General features: G+C 65.5%; 17 protein-coding genes. 12 read left to right on the top strand and 5 right to left on the bottom strand.

The features are described 5' to 3' along the window. Positions 1-192: 192 nt before the first annotated feature. From U1H99_RS09160 to U1H99_RS09130, 7 genes are all read left to right on the top strand, one after another. Complete coding sequence (locus U1H99_RS09160; protein WP_323141428.1) at positions 193-1,350, top strand: ABC transporter substrate-binding protein; 1,158 nt, start codon at positions 193-195, stop codon at positions 1,348-1,350. Positions 1,351-1,554: 204 nt separating this feature from the next. Further along, positions 1,555-2,445, top strand: a complete 891-nt coding sequence (locus U1H99_RS09155) for a branched-chain amino acid ABC transporter permease (protein ID WP_323141427.1) — start codon at positions 1,555-1,557, stop codon at positions 2,443-2,445. 20 nt (positions 2,446-2,465) lie between these two features. Next, positions 2,466-4,406 (top strand): branched-chain amino acid ABC transporter ATP-binding protein/permease, encoded by a 1,941-nt coding sequence (locus tag U1H99_RS09150; protein ID WP_323142093.1) that lies wholly within the window; start codon positions 2,466-2,468, stop codon positions 4,404-4,406. 10 nt (positions 4,407-4,416) lie between these two features. Then, positions 4,417-5,145, top strand: a complete 729-nt coding sequence (locus tag U1H99_RS09145) for an ABC transporter ATP-binding protein (RefSeq protein ID WP_323141426.1) — start codon at positions 4,417-4,419, stop codon at positions 5,143-5,145. 96 nt (positions 5,146-5,241) lie between these two features. Further along, the gene (locus U1H99_RS09140; RefSeq protein ID WP_323141425.1) at positions 5,242-5,766 is read left to right on the top strand and encodes a hypothetical protein; all 525 of its coding nucleotides are present in this window, start codon (positions 5,242-5,244) and stop codon (positions 5,764-5,766) included. A 61-nt stretch (positions 5,767-5,827) separates the two neighbouring features. After that, positions 5,828-6,256 carry a hypothetical protein gene (locus U1H99_RS09135; protein WP_323141424.1) on the top strand — a complete coding sequence of 143 codons (429 nt, stop codon included), beginning with the start codon at positions 5,828-5,830 and terminating at the stop codon, positions 6,254-6,256. A gap of 101 nt (positions 6,257-6,357) precedes the next feature. Then, the gene (locus tag U1H99_RS09130) at positions 6,358-6,975 is read left to right on the top strand and encodes an SRPBCC family protein (protein ID WP_323141423.1); all 618 of its coding nucleotides are present in this window, start codon (positions 6,358-6,360) and stop codon (positions 6,973-6,975) included. A gap of 20 nt (positions 6,976-6,995) precedes the next feature. Here the strand turns inward: U1H99_RS09130 and U1H99_RS09125 are convergent, their stop codons facing one another. Further along, entirely contained in the window at positions 6,996-7,610 is a 615-nt protein-coding gene (locus tag U1H99_RS09125; RefSeq protein ID WP_323141422.1) for a TetR/AcrR family transcriptional regulator, read from the bottom strand. A gap of 136 nt (positions 7,611-7,746) precedes the next feature. Between U1H99_RS09125 and U1H99_RS09120 the strand changes: the two genes are divergently transcribed. After that, positions 7,747-8,952: an MFS transporter gene (locus U1H99_RS09120; protein WP_323141421.1), complete on the top strand. Its 1,206-nt coding sequence runs from the start codon at positions 7,747-7,749 to the stop codon at positions 8,950-8,952. A gap of 19 nt (positions 8,953-8,971) precedes the next feature. On the opposite strand, the gene U1H99_RS09115 is transcribed toward U1H99_RS09120, so the two are convergent. Both U1H99_RS09115 and U1H99_RS09110 read right to left on the bottom strand, forming a co-directional pair. After that, positions 8,972-10,168: a glycerate kinase gene (locus U1H99_RS09115; RefSeq protein WP_323141420.1), complete on the bottom strand. Its 1,197-nt coding sequence runs from the start codon at positions 10,166-10,168 to the stop codon at positions 8,972-8,974. Positions 10,169-10,190: 22 nt separating this feature from the next. Next, the gene (locus U1H99_RS09110) at positions 10,191-11,519 is read right to left on the bottom strand and encodes an MFS transporter (protein WP_375341604.1); all 1,329 of its coding nucleotides are present in this window, start codon (positions 11,517-11,519) and stop codon (positions 10,191-10,193) included. Positions 11,520-11,728: 209 nt separating this feature from the next. On the opposite strand from U1H99_RS09110, the gene U1H99_RS09105 reads away from it, so the two are divergent. Further along, the gene (locus U1H99_RS09105) at positions 11,729-12,907 is read left to right on the top strand and encodes a sugar diacid recognition domain-containing protein (protein WP_323141418.1); all 1,179 of its coding nucleotides are present in this window, start codon (positions 11,729-11,731) and stop codon (positions 12,905-12,907) included. On the opposite strand, the gene U1H99_RS09100 is transcribed toward U1H99_RS09105, so the two are convergent. Next, positions 12,902-13,213 carry an SDR family oxidoreductase gene (locus U1H99_RS09100; protein ID WP_323141417.1) on the bottom strand — a complete coding sequence of 104 codons (312 nt, stop codon included), beginning with the start codon at positions 13,211-13,213 and terminating at the stop codon, positions 12,902-12,904. The two genes, U1H99_RS09105 and U1H99_RS09100, sit on opposite strands and share 6 nt — an antisense overlap. 30 nt (positions 13,214-13,243) lie before the next feature. Between U1H99_RS09100 and U1H99_RS09095 the strand changes: the two genes are divergently transcribed. Beyond that, complete coding sequence (locus U1H99_RS09095; protein ID WP_323141416.1) at positions 13,244-13,591, top strand: winged helix-turn-helix transcriptional regulator; 348 nt, start codon at positions 13,244-13,246, stop codon at positions 13,589-13,591. Between the two features lie 54 nt (positions 13,592-13,645). Here the strand turns inward: U1H99_RS09095 and U1H99_RS09090 are convergent, their stop codons facing one another. Beyond that, the gene (locus U1H99_RS09090; RefSeq protein ID WP_323141415.1) at positions 13,646-13,948 is read right to left on the bottom strand and encodes a putative quinol monooxygenase; all 303 of its coding nucleotides are present in this window, start codon (positions 13,946-13,948) and stop codon (positions 13,646-13,648) included. 405 nt (positions 13,949-14,353) lie between these two features. Here U1H99_RS09090 and U1H99_RS09085 point away from each other — a divergent pair, with 405 nt between their 5' ends. Both U1H99_RS09085 and U1H99_RS09080 read left to right on the top strand, forming a co-directional pair. Beyond that, a complete protein-coding gene (locus tag U1H99_RS09085; RefSeq protein ID WP_323141414.1) occupies positions 14,354-15,103 on the top strand; it encodes a type 1 glutamine amidotransferase domain-containing protein in 750 nt (249 codons plus the stop codon). 198 nt (positions 15,104-15,301) lie between these two features. Beyond that, positions 15,302-16,498 carry a GGDEF domain-containing protein gene (locus tag U1H99_RS09080; protein ID WP_323141413.1) on the top strand — a complete coding sequence of 399 codons (1,197 nt, stop codon included), beginning with the start codon at positions 15,302-15,304 and terminating at the stop codon, positions 16,496-16,498. Positions 16,499-16,594: the final 96 nt, after the last annotated feature.

Genomic DNA, 16,594 nt, shown 5'->3' with positions numbered 1-16,594 from the left:
CGCCATTTGGCGCGGCCTTTTTTGTTTGTACATACGCCACGCGCCTTACGTATGTCTTACGCATTTGCATGAATGACGCATGCTGCATCGCGTCACAGCAATGGATTGCTGTTGCCCGTTTGCTATCCTACAATCGGTCGAGATGGACCCAGCCGGGCAAGCCCGGATACAGATAAAACACAGGAGACGGCAATGGATTTCAAATCGAAAGCGTTGTTTGCAAGTGTTGTACTGGGTTGGTCGATGGCGGCCCTGGCGGCCGACCCGATCAAGATCGGCGTGGCGGGACCGTTCACGGCGGGCTCGGCACCGATGGGCGTCTCGATGCGCGACGGCGTGCGCCTCGCCGTCAGCGAGATCAACGCCAAGGGCGGGCTGCTCGGGCGCCCGATCCAGTTGGTCGAGCGCGACGACGAAGCCAAGAACGAGCGCGGCGTCCAGATCGCGCAGGAGCTGGTCAGCAAGGAGCGGGTGGTGGCCACGGTCGGCTACGCCAACACCGGCGTGGCGCTGGCCGCCCAGCGCTTCTACCAGGACGGCAAGATCCCGATGTTCATCAACGTGGCTACCGGCTCCGTCGTGACCAAGAAGTTCGAGGGCCAGCCCGAGAACTACACCTTCCGCAATTCCGCCAACGACACCATCCAGTCGGCGATGATCGCCCAGGAAGCCGTCGGCCGCCGCGGCTTCAAGAAACCGGCGATCCTGGCCGACTCCACCAACTACGGCCAGCTCGGCCGCGCCGACCTCGAAAAAGTCCTGGAATCCAAGGGCGTCAAGCCGGTCGCCGTCGAGAAGTACAACATCGGCGACGTCGACATGACCGCCCAGTTGCTGCGCGCCAAGCAGGCCGGCGCCGACGTCGTGCTCACCTACGGCATCGGCCCGGAACTGGCGCAGATCGCCAACGGCATGCAGAAGCTGGGCTGGAAGGTGCCGATCGTCGGCAGCTGGACCCTGTCGATGGCCAACTTCGTCGACAACGCCGGCAAGAACGGCGAAGGCACGCGCATGCCGCAGACCTTCATCCAGGAGCCGAGCACGCCCAAGCGCAAGGCCTTCATCGACGCCTACGTCAAGGCCTACAACCCACCGGGCGGGCGCATGCCGTCGGCGGTGTCGGCGGCCCAGGGCTACGACTCGGTGTACCTATTGGCTGCCGCGATCAGGCAGGCCAACAGTACCGAAGGACCGAAGATCCTGGCGGCGCTGGAAAACCTGAACACGCCGGTCGAAGGCGTGGTCACCACTTATAACAAGCCGTTCAGCAAGACCGACCACGAGGCGATCAACTTCGAGAATACCCAGTTCGGCGAGGTGCGGGGCGGGCGGGTGGTGCTGGCCAAGTAGAGCGCGCGCTACCAAATACCTTGCTCCCCGCGCCCTGAGAACGTCGTTCCCGGCATTGCCGGAAACGACTCCCCGCGCAGGCGGGGATCCAAGTTTCGCGAACAGTCCGCAACATGCGCCATGGGTTCGCGATGAACTTGGGTCCCCGCTTGCGCGGGGACGACGGTAGATAAACTTATGCAGTGCCACCTGATCGGATGAACCATGGACATCCTCCTGCAACTCGTCGTCTCCGGCATCGCCCTCGGCATGATCTACGCCGTCATCGCCTTCGGCTACCAACTCACCTTCGCCACCTCCGGCACCCTCAACTTCGGCCAGGGCGAGGCGCTGATGCTGGGTGCATTGGTCGGGCTGTCGCTGGTCGGCGGCATCCACGGCGGCCCCTACATGAGCTACTGGCTGATGATCCCGCTGGTGGTGCTGTTCGGCGCCTTGCAGGGCATGTTCGTCGAACGCATCGGCGTGCGGCCGGCGCTGCGGATCAAGTCGGAATTCGGCTGGATCATGTCGACCATCGCGCTGGCGATCATCTTCAAAAACGTGGCCGAGAACATCTGGGGCAAGGACGTGCTGCCCTTCCCGTCGCCGCTGGCCTCGGAACCGTTCACGGTACTGGGTGCCAATATCCAGCCGATGCAGGTAGCGGTGGTGCTGGGGGCGCTGGCGATCATGCTGGCGGTCGAGATCTTCAACCGTAGCTCGATCTACGGCAAGGCGGTGGTGGCGACCTCGAACGACCGCGACGCTGCCGGCCTGATGGGCATCAACACCCGGATGGTGATCACCTTTTCGTATGCCTTGTCCTCGGCCACCGCCGCCTTCGCCGGCGCCCTGATCGCACCGCTCACGCTGACCAGCGCCACCATGGGCGCCTCGCTCGGCCTCAAAGCCTTCGCCGTGGCCATCATCGGCGGCCTGACCTCGGGCATGGGCGCGATCGTCGGCGGCATCATCCTCGGCATCGCCGAAACCGCGACCGGCTTCTACCTGTCCACCGGCTACAAGGAAGTGCCGGGCCTGGTCCTGCTGCTGTTGGTGCTGGCCGTGAAGCCGTCCGGCCTGTTCGGCAAGACCGCGATCAAGAAGGTATGAGCATGGCCACCCACCTCCGCATGAGCAAACGATTTCTGGGCGCCGCGCTGCTGGGCATCGCGGCACTGGTGGCGTATCCGCTGGTGTTCACCAATCCGTACTACGTGCACCTGGCCGAGACCATCCTGATCTACGCGATCCTGCTGTTCGGACTCGACATCGTGGTCGGCTACACCGGCCAGGTTTCGCTCGGCCACGCCGGCCTGTTCGGCATCGGGTCGTACGTGGCCGGGGTGCTGATCCTGAAGCTGGATGCGGCCTGGTACCTGACGCTGCCGGCCAGCGTGCTGGTCACGGCGCTGTTCGGCGCCGTCCTGGCGCTGCCGGCCTTGCGCGTGACCGGTCCGTATCTGGCCATGGTGACGCTGGCCTTCGGCACCATCGCGCAAATCCTGATCAACGAGATGAGCTTCCTGACCGAAGGGCCGATGGGCATCACGGTGACCAAGCCCGCCGTCTTCGGCACTACCCTGAGCGAAGTCCAGTACTACTACGCCGTGGCCGGCCTGATGCTGGTGTCGCTGTTGCTGGTGCACCGCCTGCTGCGCTCCCACATCGGGCGCGCCTTCGAAGCGCTGCGCGACAGCCCGATCGCCTCCGACTGCATGGGCGTGTCGGTGTACCGCTATAAGGTGTACGCCTTCGTCATCAGCGCCGGCTTCGCCGGCCTGGCTGGCAGCCTGTACACCTACTCGGAAGGCTACATCTCGCCCAATACCTACAACTTCGAACTGACCATCCTGTTCCTGCTGGCCGTGATCATGGGCGGGCGGAAGACCCGCAGCGGCGCCCTGCTCGGCGCGCTGATCGTGGTGATGCTGCCCAGCCTGCTGTCGGACATCGACGTGTTCCGCCGCATCGCGGTGACGGCCGCGGTCCTGGCCGTGATCGGCGCCGGCATCGCGCTGGCCCGCAAGCGGACCAGCGTGCGCATGATGGCCGTGCCGGTGGTGGCGACGCTGGCGCTGGCCGCCTTCTCCTTCAAGCTCGACAACATGGTCGACTGGCGCCTGACCATCTTCGGCCTGATGACCCTGTTCGTGGTCTACTACCTGCAGGACGGCATCGTCGGCTTCCTGCGCGGGCTGCTCGGGCGCGGGCGCACGCACGCGCACGCGCTGGCCGGGGCGGCGGATGCCGATCCCTTCGCCGGCATGCGCGCCGAAGCGCCCAGCGGCGAACTGCTGCGCGTGGACGGGGTACTGATGCAGTTCGGTGGCCTGAAGGCGCTGAACGGGGTCGACCTGCAGGTGGTGCGCGGCAGCGTGCACGGCCTGATCGGTCCCAACGGCTCGGGGAAGAGCACGATGATGAACGTCCTCACCGGCATCTACAAGCCGACCGCGGGCCAGGTCAGCTTCCAGGGCGCCGCCATCACCGGCCGCACACCGGCCCAGATCGCGCTCGGCGGCATCGCCCGCACCTTCCAGAACGTGCAGCTGTTCGGCGAGATGACGGCCCTCGAAAACGTGCTGGTCGGCCTGCACCACAGCTTCCGCTCGACCTGGCTGGACGCCATGCTGCACACGCCGCGCTACCTGCGCGAAGAAGCGGCGGCGCGGCGGCGCGCCCAGGCGATCCTGGCCTTTGTCGGCCTCGACGAACTGGCCGACGAGGAAGCGCGCAACCTCCCCTACGGCAAGCAGCGCCTGCTCGAGATCGGCCGCGCACTGGCGCTCGATCCGCGCCTGCTCCTGCTCGACGAGCCAGCCGCCGGCCTGACCGCGCCCGACATCCGCGAGCTGATGGCGATCATCCGCAAGATCCGCGAGCACGGCATCGCCATCGTGCTGATCGAGCACCACATGGACGTGGTGATGGCGATCTCGGACACCGTCACGGTGCTCGACTTCGGGCAGAAGATCGCCGAAGGCACGCCGGCGCGTGTGCAGTCGGACCCGAAAGTGATCGAAGCCTACCTGGGCGGCGCGGGCGCATCACCCGCCTCCGCCGCCGCCTGAGGAGCGACCCATGCTGAACATCCAGAACCTGCACGCCGCCTACGGCAAGGTCGAAGTCCTGCACGGCATCTCGCTCGAGGTCCCGAAAGGAAAACTGGTGACCCTGATCGGTTCCAACGGTGCTGGCAAGACCACCACCATGCGCGCCATCTCGGGCATGGTCAAGCCGCGCGGCGGCAGCGTGACGCTCGATGGCATCGATATCACCGGCCTCGACTCGCACCGCATCGCGCGCGCCGGCCTCGCCCACTCGCCGGAAGGACGGCGCGTGTTCGCGACCATGAGCGTCACCGACAACCTGCTGCTGGGCGCCTTTCCGCGCTTTACCCGCGCCCGTCCCAAGGGCGACATCGGGCGCGACCTGGAGCGCGCGCTGGAACTGTTCCCGCGCCTGAAGGAGCGCCGCGCCCAGCTGGCCGGCACCCTGTCCGGCGGCGAGCAACAGATGCTGGCGATGGCGCGCGCGGTCATGATGAATCCGGAAGTGGTGCTGCTGGACGAGCCGTCGATGGGGCTGGCGCCGATCCTGGTGGACGAGGTGTTTCGCATCATCGCGCGGCTGAAGGCCGAAGGCGTGACCATGCTGCTGGTCGAGCAGTTCGCGCAGGCGGCGCTGAATGTTGCGGATTACGGGTACGTGCTGGAGAATGGACGCATTGCCGTGCATGGGCCGGCCGAGAGCCTCAAGACGGATCCGAAGGTGGTGGCGGCTTATTTGGGTGGCGGGCAAGCGCATTGAGGTGGCCTCGACGTGGATTGCCTGGTTCGACTCCGGCATCGCATGGCGGGGCGGCCCGTACGCCTTGCTGTGGATAGAATAAGATGAAGCTTCCGAATGATTTTTACACTCGACACCGCTGGAAAGACTGCTCGTGCCCTGTGGTTTGCACTTTTTTTGTTGCACGGCGCGCAGGCCCAGACGACCGACCAGATGCAGTTTACGGTGCAGGCGCTATCGCCGGTGCTATCAGTCTCGCAGCCCCTGGCGACCCGCCTTCGCATCACGAATCGCAGCCAGACGCCTATGTATGTGTTCAACGATTTGAACTATTACGTCTCAGTATGGGCATATGCTGGCTCGAAAGAAAGCATGAGAAAGCAAATCATTGAAGAGGCCATGCCACCGCCGCCACGAAGGGAGAATTTCACGCTCCTGAAGCCAGGCCAGTCTGTCGAGGACATACGTTACGACAAGCTCGACGATCTCGGGATAAGCAAGCCAGGAAATTACCGTATCGACTTCAACTATCGTATGAATCTTCCTCGCGAATTCACCCTTGGGCTTCCTGTCTGGCAGGGAACGCAAGGCGCCTCGGCGCTGATCCGGGTCGTGAACCCGTCCCATGGCCACACCCGTTAATGAATACGGCAACGCTACCGGGCGCCCTCGCGCGTTCCACTACTGTGCCATGGGAGCAGGTATGCACACACAAAATGTGAAAAACCGATGGCGTCTTGCAGCGGGAATCACCTTCCCCATGCTCGCCGCAGCCGCCGACCCGCAACTGGACAGCTTCGATCCCGACCAGCTTCACTTGGTCGGCAGTCAATGCGCATTCGAAAACAAGGCGGGACAAACCGTGCTGGCCAGCGACTGGATCGAAAAATTCTGGGTCAAGGTCGACGGCAAGATGGTCGAATTCGTCACCCGCCAATCCGACCATGAGAGGCAGCGCCAGTCAGATCAAAAACGCTGGCACGATGTGCTTCAGGCGGGCGAGCTGACGCTGACCCTCGACCTGCGCAAAACCGGCGCCCATGATGACACGGCAACCTATAAAGGCCGCATCGAATTGAAACAGCGCGGCGGCGGCGAACGCATTCCGGTGGTCGGAGGCTGCTCGGCGTAATTGCCGGCGCCGGTCCCTTACCGTCGGCGAAAACCGCTCCTCCAGCCGCAGGGCCGCCACCGTAACGGGCACCACCTTGCACCCCATGGTACGCTTGGCGAATGGTGAATCGCATCTTGACCACGCTAATGCTGGGGTGCGCCTGTTTGGCCTGGAGCGCGTCTGCGCTGCCCGCCCAGCCGGCGGCGCCGGCACTGGAATTGACGGTGCGCCATACCGATGCCCCCGATGGCGGCAAGGCCTACCGCATCGCCGCGAACGGTACCGTCGCGGCGACGCAATCCCTTGCCTGGCGCATCCTCACCGACTACGACCGCTTGGCCGACTACGTGCCGGACCTGAAAAGCGCCCGGGTGCTGGCGCGCGACGGCGACAAGGTCATCGTCGAACAGGTGGGCGCCGCCCGCTTTCTCTTTTTCAGCCGCGACATTCGTCTCGTGGTGCTGGTGCACGAACAGCCCCCGAATAAGATCGACGTGAGCCTGATCGAGGGCGACATGAAAGTGTACCGCTGCAGCTGGGAGCTCGTTCCGCTGGAGAGTGGGGGTACGCGCGTGCTTTACCGCGCCGCCATCGAGCCGGCCTTTTATGTCCCGCAGGCGATCGGGACGAACCTGGTGCGGCAGGATATCGCCAGGATGATGACGGCAGTGCTCAAGCGTATCGAACGGGCCAATAGCAGCGGTGCGGAGAAGATCACGCTCATCGAGAGAGAGTAAGTGGCCGACTGTCGAATTCGTCAGCCCCGAGCCGACGGCTCGTCCGGCCACAGCCGCATGACTTGCGTGACAGCGTCATCCATGACCTTTTGACTCGCGCCGTCGCGCGCCAGCGTCGACAAGCCGAGCAGGAAGCTTTCAAAGGCCCCGGCCAAGGCAGCGACATCGGTTGCCGGGTCGAGCGCCCCCTGGGCGACGCCGCGCTCGACGCAGGCCAGGATGCCGGCCCGGTTGCGCGTGCGTGCCGCGGTGAGTGCCGCACTCACCGCGGCGTCGTCGGGCATGCCTGCACTGGCGGCCCCAAGCGTCACCATGCATCCGGTGGGATGCCCCGCCTCGCTCTGCATGCGCGCCGACCCGCGTAATGCCCGTTCGACGGCGGCACGCGGCGCCAGCGACGGGTCCCACAGGCAGTCCATCACGCTGCCATGGCTTTTCAGGTACAGCGCGACCGTCTCCTGAAACAAGGCTTCCTTGGAACCGAAGGCGGCATAGAAGCTGGGCGCCGAGATGCCCAGCGCGGTCTTCAGCTGGCTCAAGGATGTGGCACCGAACCCGTTTTGCCAGAACAAATGCATCGCCTTGGTCAGCGCCGTATCCCGGTCGAACTGCCGGGGTCGTCCCATCTGCGCCATCGTTTTCTCCTTGTCGTCGATATCTATACTAAACGGTACAAAACTTGTTGACAAGGCGCTAGGCCCCTGCCTAACATCTATACCGATCGATACATAAGTACCGGTCACCTCACTTCACTTGTCGACAGGATCACCCATGGAAATAGCCAATTCGTCCCAAGAGCGCTCGGCCGCCAGTACCGAACCGTTGCCGATCGCCGCCCTGCTCGCACTGGCCATGACAGGTTTTATTTGCATCGCCTCCGAAACCTTGCCGGCAGGGCTGCTGCCCCTCATTGCCGACGACCTGCGCATCAGCCACGCCGTGGCAGGGCAAACGGTGACCGCCTACGCGCTTGGCTCGCTGCTGGCCGCCATCCCCTTGACGATCGCAACCGGCGGCTGGCGCCGGCGCAAGGTCTTGTTGCTGACGGTATTCGGCTTCCTGCTCTTCAACACGGTGACGGCGCACTCGTCGACTATCTGGCTGATCATGGTGGCGCGCTTCGGCGCCGGCGCCTCGGCCGGCCTGGCCTGGAGCCTGCTTGGGGCTTATGCCCGGCGCATGGTCGCCGTGCATCAACAGGGCCGGGCGATGGCGATCGCGATGGTCGGGACACCTGTGGCGCTGGCGCTCGGCGTTCCGCTCGGCACCTGGCTCGGCAACGAACTGGGCTGGCGCAACGCGTTCAACGTCATGTCCGGCCTGACCTTGCTTTTAATCGTGCTGGTGCTGGCCAAGGTGCCGGATTTTCCAGGCCAGGCCGGCCACGAACGGCAATCGATGGGCGCCGTCTTGAATACGCCGGGCGTCAAAGCCGTACTGGCGACCGTGATCCTGTGGATGTTGGGTCACAACGTCCTGTACACCTATATCGCACCCTTCCTCGCGCTGGCCGGCATGGCGCACGCCGTCGATACGGTCCTGCTGAACTTCGGTGTGTCGGCACTGGCCGGCATCTGGGCCGCCGGACGCATGGTGGACCGCCGGCTGCGCAGCGCTGTCCTCGCCAGCCTGACCGTGTTCGCGCTGGTCGCCGTACTGTTCATCTTTGCGTCCGGCACACCGGCTGCGATCCACGTGGGCGTCGCGCTGTGGGGCGTGACCTTCGGCGGCGCGGCGACGCTGTTGCAGACCGCCTTGGCCGACAGCGCCGGCAGCGGCGCCGACGTCGCGCTGTCGATGAACGTGGTCGCCTGGAACAGCGCCATCGCCGGTGCCGGCGTACTCGGCGGGGTGCTGCTGGCGTCCTGGGGTGCGGTGGCGTTTCCATGGGCGGTGCTGGCCATGGCGGCGGCCGGGCTGGGTGTCGCCTGGTCGGCCCGGGCACACGGATTCCGGCCGGGTCCGCGCGTGCACTAGCGCCCCGGGCCTGCCCCGCTCAGTTGCTCCCGGTGCTCCCGGTGCTGCCGGCGCGGGGTGCAGCGGCCGCCAGCCGCGCGCCCAGCTGCAAGGCGGCGGCCACGTTCCGCGCCGCGGTCCGCAGATTCTGCTCGCCGGCCGCCAGCGCTTCCGCCACCGTGCACGGCCGGCTCACCGCCGCGAATACCGCATCGATGCCATGCGCATGCACCGCCCCGGCATCCGGGGCCAGCCCGCCGCCGATGCCGATCACCGGCACGCCATGCGCCGCGGCCACGCGCGCCACGCCCATCGGCGTCTTGCCGTTCACGGTCTGGCCGTCGATGCGGCCCTCGCCCGTGATCACCAGGTCGGCGCCACGCACGGCGACATCCAGCTTGACCGCCTCGGTCACGATCTCGATGCCGGGCCGCAGGCGGCCGCGCAGGAACACGACCATGGCCAGCGCGATGCCGCCGCCGGCGCCGGCGCCCGGCATGTCGCGTTCGTCGCGGCCACGATTTTCCCCGACATCGCGCGCGACGATGTCGGCGTAATGCGCCAGGTTCGCATCGAGCTGCTCGACCATGTCCGGCGTCGCGCCCTTCTGGGGGCCGAAGACAGCGGAGGCACCGCGCGGACCGGTCAGCGGATTGCTGACGTCGCAGGCGATGTGGAATTCGCTCTCCAGCAGGCGCGGATCGAGGCCGCTCAGGTCGATGCGCCTGAGGCGCGCCAGTTCGCCGCCGCCGGGGCCGATAGGCTGGCCCTCGGCATCGAGCAGGCCAACGCCGAGCGCCTGCAGCATGCCGGCGCCGCCGTCGTTGGTGGCGCTGCCGCCCACGCCGAGCACGAAGCGGCGCGCGCCGGCGTCGAGCGCGTGCAGGATCAGTTCGCCGGTGCCGCGGCTGGTGGTGACGAGCGGGTCGCGCCGGGCGGGGGGCACCAGTTCGAGGCCGCTGGCGGCCGCCATTTCGATGACCGCGCCACCGTCGCCGGTACGGCCGTAGAAGGCGGCGACCGGCTCGCCGAGCGGACCGGTGACGCGCTGCTCGACGCGCCAGCCGCCGGTGGCGTCGATCAGCGCCTGCACCGTGCCTTCGCCGCCATCGGCGACCGGCACCTTGACGTACTCGGCGTCCGGGAACACCTCGCGCATGCCGGCTTCGATGGCGGCGGCCACCTGCAGGGCCGACAGGCTTTCCTTGAACGAATCGGGGGCGATCACGAATTTCATGGACTGTTCCTCTCCGCGTTGATTAGCGGTTCACCAGGCGCGCCGGCACCAGCATCACCAGGATGGCGCCGACCAGCAGCACGGTCGACAGGATGTACAGGGCGACGTCGGTGCTGCCAGTGGCATCCTTGATCCAGCCGACCAGGAAGGGGCTGACGAAGCCGGCCACCTGGCCCAGCGAATTGATCAGTGCCAGGCCGCCGGCCGCCGCCGCGCTGCCCAGGAAGGCGGCCGGCAGCGGCCAGAACATCGGCAGGCCGGTCAGCGCGCCCATGGTCGCCAGCGTCAGGCCGACCATCACGATGACCACGTTGCTGGAGAAGTGCGCGGCCAGCAGCAGCCCGACCAGGGCCATCAGCATCGGCACCGACAGGTGCCAGCGGCGTTCGCCCCTGGCGTCGGCCGAGCGGCCCACGACGACCATGAAGATGCCGGCGAACAGGTAGGGCAAGGCGCTCAGCCAGCCGACCGTGGTGGCGCTGGAAAAGCCGAGCGCCTTGATGATCGAGGGCAGCCAGAAGTTGATCGCGTACACGCCCATCTGGATGCTGAAGTAGACCACGCCCAGCAGCCACACGTGGCCGTTGCGCAGCACCTGGCCGAAGGAGTGGACGGCATGGCCGCCGGCGCTGCGGCTCTGCTCGTCGAGGTCGAGCGCGGCCTGCATCGCCGCCTTTTCGTCGGTGCTGAGCCATTTCGCATGCTTCAGGCCGTCCGACAGGTAGAACAGCACGCCCACGCCCAGCAGCACGGTCGGCAAGCCCTGCAGCAGGAACAGCCACTGCCAGCCGGCCAGGCCGCCCTGCCCCGACTGGAAATGGCTCAGCATCCAGCCCGACAGCGGGCCGCCGATCAGGCCGGACACCGGAATCGCCGACATGAACAGCGCCATCACCTGGCCGCGCTTTTGCGTCGGGAACCAGTTGGTGAAATAGAAGACCATGCCCGGGAAGAAGCCGGCTTCGGCCACGCCGGTGAAGAAGCGCAGCACGTAGAACGAGCCGGCGTTGTGGACGAACATCATGGCCGCGGACAGGCCGCCCCACAGGATCATCATAACGGCGATCCAGCGCCGCGCGCCCAGCCTGTGCAGGATCAGGTTGCTCGGGATGCCGCTGGTGACGTAGCCGATGAAGAAGATGCCGGCGCCGAGGCCGTACACGGTTTCGCTCAGCTTGAGGGCGTCCAGCATCTCCAGTTTGGCGAAGCCGACGTTGACGCGGTCCAGGTAGTTGAACAGGTAGCAGATGAAGATGAACGGGATCAGGCGCCAGGTGGCCTTGCGGTAGCCGCGTTCGAGGATGGCGGGGTCGGTGTACGCACTCTTGCCGATATTGTTGTTCATGGTGATATGTCTCCGTTGTGTCCGCCGAAAACCGATGGCGGCAACCTGCATTATGACCAATGCGGCGCCACCACGCGTCGGCACGCGGCACGAGCCGCCTCATGTTTTTCTGCCATGATTTTGTGCGCTTGCACAGTCTGCACATGGCGACCGGGCCGATGGGAGCCTTTCCTTCGGCGCTTGGCACAATCTCGGTGAGCGTCTAGACTGGCGCCATGATCGAACTCAGCACCCATCTGGCGCAGGACATCGTCGCCCGCACCATGCGCATCATCCCGTTCAACGTCAACGTGATGGATGCGCACGGCGTGATCCTGGCCAGCGGCGATGCGGCCCGTGTCGGCGAGCTGCACGACGGCGCCCTGCTGGCGCTGGCCAAGCGCGCCACGGTCGAAGTCGATGCGGCGTCGAGCCGCCTGATGCACGGCGCCAAGCCCGGCATCAACCTGCCGCTGGTGGTCGGCGGGCGCCTGTGCGGCGCGGTCGGCCTGAGCGGCGAGCCGGCGGCGGTACGCCAGTTCGGCGAACTGGTGCGGCTGACCGCCGAGATGATCCTGGAACAGGCCAGCCTGGCCGGCGAACTGCAGCGCGACAGCCGCTACCGCGAAGCCTTCGTGCTGAATCTGATCCGGCCCGATGCCGGCGGCCGCCCCGACCTGGAAGCCTGGGGCCGGCGCCTGGGCGTGGATCTGCGGCGCATGCAGGTGGTATTCCTGCTGGAACTGAGCGCATCCGGAGCAAACCCGGGCCTGGCCGACGACGAAGCCCTGGCGCGGCTGCAGCGCCTGCAGCTGGCACTGCTGGCGCGCCGCCCGGCCCTGCTCAGCGCCACCGCCGGCCCGCACGAACTGGTGATCCTCGACGTGTTCGAACCCGACGCGCGCGATACCGACCGCGTCAAAGCGCTGGCGCGCCGCCACGAGACGCTGGCGACCCAGGTCGACGCACTGGCCGACGAGCTGGCGGGCGCGGCGGCCATCCTCACCATGGGCCTGGCCTCGAGCGGCACCGGCGCCGCCGCCGTGTCCTACCAGAGCGCGCAAGCGGCCGCGCGCATCGGCCACTCCCGCGATCCGGCGGCGCGCCGCCACAGTTACTATGGCCTGGCACTGCCGGTGCTGCTGTCCGGACTGGACGCCGGCTGGCAGGCGGCGGAGCTGCGGCGCCCGCTCGCCCTCCTCGGGCACGAGCGCAGCGGCGCCGGCCTGCTGCACACGCTGCAGACCTGGTTCGCCTGCGACGAGAGCGCCGCCGCCACCGCCGCCGCGCTCGACATCCACCGCAACACGCTCGACTACCGGCTGCGCCGCATCGAGGCCTTGACCGGCCTGGCCCTGGCGCGCAGCGAAGACCGCCTGCTGCTGTACGTGTCGGTGCTGCTGGCGCCGCTATAAGCCGGGCGACAAGCCGCCATCGACGCGCAGGTTACTGCCGGTGATATAGGCGGCCAGCGGACTGGCAAGGAAGACTGCGGCGTTGGCGATGTCGTCAAGCTGGCCGACGCGCCCGACCGGCACCTGGGCGAACAGCGGCAGGACAGCGCGTTCGATCTCCTCCCACGGCGCATCGCTTGCCAGTCCATGTTGCGTGGCGATTTCACGGAACTTGCGGTCCAGCGTATTGCTATGGATGGTGCCGGGAGAGATGGCATTGACGGTAATGCCCTGTGCGGCCACTGCCTTGGCCAGCGAAGTACGCACCTTTTTGTACCTACTCCGGTGTCGGGCGATGTGCGCACGAACTGCCTCGGGCCCGACGGCGCGGTTGCCCATGTCAGCCGCGTGATCGACATGATACGGGGCCGGTGGAAACTGCAGATCCTGTTCCGGCTATATGCCGATCCGGCACTGCGCACGCTGCAACTGAAGCGGGACCTGCACGGCATCTCGCAGAAGGTGCTGACCCAGCAGTTGCGCGAACTCGCCAGCGACCGGCTCATCGAGCGCGTCGACTATGGAGAGAAGCCGCTGCGGGTTGAATATCGCTTGTCCCCGATCGGCCGCAAGCTGATGCCGTTGTTGAAGGCGGCGCGTGCGTTTTCGGTCGCCCATGCCGCCGACACCGGAACGCCCGAATGAAGCAGATGTCGCGCGCAATCGGTTCGGGCTGCTTGAGCGACGTTTTCGGCTTGTTCAGTCCGGCAACTTCGCCGCAAGAACGTCAACCTGTTCGATCGACGGCGGCTGGGCGAACAATTCACCCGCTTTTTCCATGAGTGCGGCTGCAACCTTGCCGGAAAGATGGGCTTGCCGACCAGCCTCATCTGGAAACGCGTCAAAGATGCCGAAGGTCGACGGCCCCAGGCGGATCCCGAACCAGGCCGTCGTAGCTGGCTCTGCCTGAACAAGCGGAAGACCACTCACCAGAAAACGCGCTACGTCTTCCTCTTTACCCGGCTTGGCTTCCAGACGAACGAACAACGCGAGTTTGACCATGACATATCTCCTGTCGTTAAACATAATGCAATGATGACCAGAACGCTGCCACTAGCGGCGAAGCCGCGTTGTTTGAGTGGCTGAAGGCAGTTTACCAGCGATGGACAGATGACGGCCCGGAGCCCATACCCGCGCGCTGGCAGTGCTCGACGTGTGCGGCTGACCGATGCCGGCATGGATGAACTGTCCCTCTCCCTGCCGAACGCTCGTCATGCCCGCTGGTTATCGAACGTCGGGACATCGGCATTCACGGTACTGTATGTCCTCGCTGCGATCGGCCAGGCCTGGCTCCCAACGGCAACGACTGCTTCCTGACGAGCAGTACTGCCACCGCATGCCTTGCATTCGTGCGCCAAGCGCGATTGCCAGCGTATTCACTTTATCGGTTAACTCACAACGGAGGACATGATGAATGGACGTAATAAACTGGCTGGGCAACACATTGCCGTGCTGGCGACCGACGGCTTCGAACAAGTCGAACTGAGCGTGCCGGTCACGGCGCTCAAGGCGGCGGGGGCGCAGGTGGACATCGTCTCGCTGCATGGCGGCACCATCCGCGGCGTCAACCTGAACAAGCCGGCCAAGCGGGTCGACGTCGACCGGACGATCGACGAGGTGAGCGCGAGCGATTACGACGGCCTCCTGATTCCCGGTGGCTTCATCAATCCCGATCTGCTGCGCCAGTCGGCCGAGGCGCGCGCGCTGGTGCGTGAATTCGACGGGCAAGGCAAACCGATCGCGACCCTGTGCCACGGTCCATGGTTGCTCGCCTCGACCGGACTTGCGGACGGACGCGCGCTCACCTCGTGGCCCGGCGTGCGCGACGACATGGTCAACGCCGGCGCCACATGGCTCGACCAGGAGGTGGTACGTGATGGCAACTGGCTGACCAGCCGCGGGCCGCAGGACCTGATGCCCTTCGTGCGCGAGATGATCCAGCTGTACGCCGGCGGTCCGGCCAGCAAGGGCGCCCTGAAGCGCCGCGATTCGGATCCGCAGCGCGAGCGTCCGGCACCCTGGGCGACCGCCGCCATGCGCCTGTTGCCCTCGGCGTCGATGGGCAAGTTGCTCGGCATTGCGCTGATCGGCGGCGGGCTGCTCGCGGCGAGCCGGGCCGGCTCTTGCAGCGGGCAGCAAGGGACGCCATCGCGCTAAGCCTGTTGGGGCGGCAGCGCCAGTGCTGCCGCTGTCGAGCTGCCAGCACAGGCAGCTTCCGCCAGGAGCGGCCGTCTCTGGTGACAAGCCATGTAAACACAGAAAAACCACATCAGCATAAAAATTTGAGCAATCTAATATTTCTTCGCAGTAACACCTTATAATAGTTTGTTCTTATTTCGGGTTTCGCTAACAAGCATGGATCGCCTGGCTGAATACGTTCGCGGTAAATATTCGACACTGCTTGCACGGGTGAGCCTGCCTGGCATCGATCCACTTTCCGAACAAGCGCACGACGTTGCGCGGCTGCTCAACCTATCGCTGCTGGCTGGGCCAGTGGTCGTCGCTTTTGTCGCGGAATTCGCCATTTTCGGCATCTGGCAGCTTGCCGTGTCGCTGACCCTGGCCGGCACCGTAATGATGGCGTCCCCATGGATTTACAAGAAGGCACGCAGCCTGCCGATGGCGCGGGAGAGTTTTCTTGTCAGCTTGTTCGCGTTCAAGCTGTACGAATCCGTATTTCTGGCGAGCGTAACGTCCCCCGGCAGCACATGGTTCATCGCGCTGCCGATCGTCGCCATCCTGCTCGGCAGCGTTATCTCGGGATTGTGTTGGCTGGGCATATCGACCGCCTGCCTGCTCATATTGCACCACCTGCACGCCGGCAGCCCGAACATGGCAGGACTCCTTCCTGCCGACATGAACTTCCTGTACACCTTCAGCCTCGTCGTCCTCGGCCTGAGTGTGACGATCTTCGTCTTCATGGTGGAGGCATCGAGAAAGAATGCCTATCTGCGTCTGCAGCATGCAAACGACGTCATCCGCGAACTCGCCATCCGCGACCCGCTCACCGGCATCTTCAATCGGCGCCACATCTCGACACGCATGGAAGACGCGGAACGGCGTGCGCGAACCGGTGCGGGCCCCTTCCATATCTGCCTGATCGACCTTGACCGGTTCAAGCAGATCAATGACACCTTCGGCCATGCGGTGGGCGACGTCGTCCTGCAGACGGTTGCGAAATCGATCCAGGCCGAGGTGCGCGACGAAGATTGTTTCGGGCGCTACGGCGGCGAGGAATTCATCGTCCTGTTCACAGGGCGCGAAGGTCTTCGTCCCGAAGCGTTCGCGGAGAAGATTCGTCAACGCGTGGCCGACTTGCGGTTTGCCGATGCCGCCGGTCCGGAGGGCGTGACGGTGTCGATCGGCATCGCAACTTCGTGCAATGGGGAATGCTTTTCCTCGACCGTCAGCCGGGCCGACGGGGCGCTGTACGGCGCCAAGGCGTCCGGTAGAAATCGCGTCGTCTCGGCCGCAGAAGCGAAACCCGCATGTTTCGCTGCGCATCCAGGATCCGCATCCTCAAGCGTAAATGCCACTTCCGCCTGTTTGTAGCGGATATTGTCATCGCGGCGCGAGCTTGGCGGCTTACCGCAGTGGCATGCATATGTTGCCGACGGAATAGGACGTGCTCCATAATACTTCGACAAC

Source organism: Massilia phyllosphaerae (genome assembly GCF_034659755.1).
In the GTDB taxonomy this organism is placed as follows: domain Bacteria; phylum Pseudomonadota; class Gammaproteobacteria; order Burkholderiales; family Burkholderiaceae_D; genus Telluria; species Telluria phyllosphaerae.
The sequence above is the reverse complement of the archived record's forward strand: the minus strand, read 5'-3'. Positions and strand labels throughout refer to the sequence as shown.